The following is a 2,471-nucleotide window of genomic DNA, read 5'->3' as shown; positions in this document are numbered from 1 at the left end:
AGCACCTCGCTGCGGGCGTCGCCCAGGAAGGTCCATTGCAGGGTGGAGACCGGCCCTTCGTAGGCGAAGGCCTTCACGTCCTCCGTCACGCCGTCCACGATGCGCTGCATGGCGGTGGAGGGGCGGTCGTCCACCGGCGGGGTGGTGGTCGGCGGCTCCGTGGTCGGAGGCGTCGTGGTCGGGGGCTGCGTGGTCGGCGGCTCCGTGGCGGGCGGCGCGTCCACCAGCGTGACGGTGGAGCCGCTGAGTTGGAACTGCCCCGCCGAGAAGTTTCCGGCGAAGCGCAGGGTCACGTCGGCGCCCGCCGTGGCGTCGGTGCCGATGCGCAGGAAGGTGACGCCGTCCACCGTCTCGGCCTGCACCTGCCCGGCGGTGAGCTGGCTGCCGTTGCCGGCGGTGGCCGCACCCGACATCGCCGTTCCGGTGATGGTGAAGGCGTCGCCCACCATCGCTCCGGTGATTCCGCTGGTGAAGCCGTTGGCCTGGGCGGCGGTCATCGTCACCGTGTGGCGGACGCCGCCGACCAGATCCAGGTTCTCCACGCTGGTCAGCGTCATGCCGGAGATGTCGATCTGCGGCGTCGCCGTGGTGACCTTGCCCTCCGGATCGGTCACGTTGTCGGAGCTGACGCGCAGCGTGTCGGTGCCGGCGCCGCCGTCGTAGGACACCGTGCCAGCGTCGCCCTGCGCGGCGATGATGAAGGTGTCGTTCCCGGCCCCGCCCTGGATGACGTCGGCCTCGTCCAGGGTGCCGTGCTCGCCGCTGTAGAAGGTGTCGTCGCCGTCGCCGCCGATCATCGTGTCGGCGTCCCAGTCGCCGACCAGCGTGTCGTTGCCGGCCCCGCCCTCCAGGCTGTCCTTGCCGCCGCCGCCGACCAGCAGGTCGTCGCCGTCGCCGCCGTACAGCGCGTCGTCGTCGGCGCGCCCGAAGATCTGGTCGTTGCCGGCCCCGCCACGGACGGTGTCGTTGCCGCCGCCGCTTTCCAGCGTGTCGTCGCCGATCCCGCCGACCATCGAATCGGCCCCGTCATGGCCCCAGAACCACACGGGGTCGTTCCCGGCCACCATGGTGTCGTCGTAGTTGGAACCGACCCAGCGCTCGATGTCGATGAAGGTGTCTCCCGCGGCGTCGCCCGTGCTGTTGGCCGGGTTGCCGACGTCGATCGTCATTCCGGCGGTGGCGTTGTCGTAGGAGGCCTCGTCGAAACCGGCCCCGCCGTTGAGCAGGTCGGCGCCCGCGCCGCCGATCAGCGTGTCGTTGCCGCCGCCGCCGATGAGGGTGTCGTTGCCGGCCCCGCCGCTGATCAGGTCGGAATCGTCGTCGCTGGTCAGCGTGTCGGGACCCGCCGTCGCGGTGCCGGTCACGGCCAGAACATGAGCCCAACCCTCAACCGCCGTGAAGGGGGAGGGGGCGCCGACCGGCGCGGTGCGCATGTCGAGCGTCCAGGAGGCGCCCCGCGCCGCCGGACCGACGGGACCCGAGGAGGCCGCGACCGCGGCACCCGTGGCGGCGGCCAGCCGGTCGAGGAGCAGACGGCCCGCCTCGCCCGCACCGGCGTGGCAGGCGTGGATGTGGATTTCGGTGCCGCGCGCGTCCGGCCAAGAGCGGTCGAGCAGCGACCGCGCGTCCAGCGGCTGGGCGCCCAGCAGGACCCGTCCCGGCTCGCCATGGGCGACCACATGCAGGACGGACGGGCGCGCGGCGAGGGCCGCGGCCAGCACGGCGTGACCATCGTCGGTGGCGGAGACGAGCACGACCTGGACGTCGGGATGGCGGCGGCTGAGCAGCCCGTCGAGATCCTCAAGTCCAGCGTCCGCGATGATGACTTCGTTCAAGGGAAACTCTCCGTGCATTTTGTTGTGATCGCTGGGGCGCCCGGTCGCATCGTTCGCGTTTACGGGGGGTTCGCGGATACGAGGAAGCGCGACACCCAATCACATGCGCTTTCGGAGATGGTTCCTGCAATTGCCCAAGAAGAAATAACACGTCGTCAGCAACAAGCCGTGTTCATGGGGTTATCTTGCTTGGGCAAGCCAAGTTCAAGCGTCCTATGATGTTGCCTCATCATATGAAGTTCAGTCGGCACTCTTCTCCATCAAGGGGAAAGGCGGAAAAAGACGACGCATTCTTCCAACTTTTTCGAAGGGGTAGGCGCGATCCCGATGGCGTGCCCCAAAAGGTGAGGCCGCGGGAAAAAGCCGGTCCGGGTAAGGGCATCCCCGGACCAGCGTTTCTCGAACCGTATCAGATCACAAGCTTCAGATCACAGGCTGGCCCGGATCACAGGCTGATGAAGGCGATGTAGTTCTGGTCGCCCATGGTGCCGGTGGTGATGGTCATGGCACCCACGCTCTTGCCGGCGAAGGTCATGCTGGCGTCGATGCTGCCGTTGCCGTCGATGTCGCAATGGACCGTGGCGCCCTTGTAGCCTTCGGCGCCGTCCATCTCCTCCCAGCGCAGCGTGGAGGTGC

Annotated in this window: 2 protein-coding genes; both read right to left on the bottom strand. The window is 68.7% G+C overall.

Annotation, left to right across the window (positions count from 1 at the left end):
• Window positions 1-1,835, bottom strand: a 1,835-nt coding sequence (locus DS843_RS30735; protein ID WP_149472602.1) for a DUF4347 domain-containing protein, incomplete at its 3' end; no start/stop codon positions are given.
• A gap of 445 nt (window positions 1,836-2,280) precedes the next feature.
• On the bottom strand, window positions 2,281-2,471 hold a 191-nt coding region (locus DS843_RS30730), incomplete at its 5' end, for a hypothetical protein (protein WP_475849455.1).

The sequence above is a fragment of the Roseomonas genomospecies 6 genome, assembly GCF_008365375.1.
Lineage (GTDB): Bacteria > Pseudomonadota > Alphaproteobacteria > Azospirillales > Azospirillaceae > Azospirillum.
The sequence above is the reverse complement of the archived record's forward strand: the minus strand, read 5'-3'. Positions and strand labels throughout refer to the sequence as shown.